Consider the following 447-nt stretch of genomic DNA (forward strand, 5'->3'; position numbering starts at 1 on the left):
GTATGGTCACCAGGTTTGATGCCTGGCCTGGTTTACGGGTGTGTTTCCATACATGTTCATCGACTCCGAGGATGCGAACCCCGTCTAGGTGACAGGGATCGCCGTAGACAAGCTGGCGGCAGGCATCCAGTGCGACCTGGTTGACCAGGTCCCAGCCCACGCCGAGTGCTTTGGCGGTAGCTGACACACTCATCCGGTCAATAGCAAGGCGCTGCAAGATCCAGCGGGTGACTCGGTGGGTGAGCTTGGCGCCGTCATCCGCGCAAGCCAGAGATTCTTGGAAGATCTTCCTTTTACATGAGGTGGCTGTGCACTGGAATCTAGGGACTTTTACGTGCAGCCTGGTGGGGAATCCGACGACAGGAAGATCAACGAGTCGACGAGTGGTGTGGTCGCGCAGCTTGCCTGGCTGCCCGCAGTCCGGGCACACGCCGATAACGGCTACTG

At 59.1% G+C, this 447-nt stretch carries 1 protein-coding gene; it reads right to left on the bottom strand.

Features of this window, described 5'->3' with window-relative positions:
- Window positions 1-447: transposase family protein (locus HMPREF2526_RS09775; RefSeq protein ID WP_148139566.1), on the bottom strand; the 447-nt coding region annotated here is incomplete at both ends.

This window comes from Corynebacterium sp. HMSC070E08, from assembly GCF_001808895.1.
GTDB lineage: Bacteria > Actinomycetota > Actinomycetes > Mycobacteriales > Mycobacteriaceae > Corynebacterium > Corynebacterium hiratae.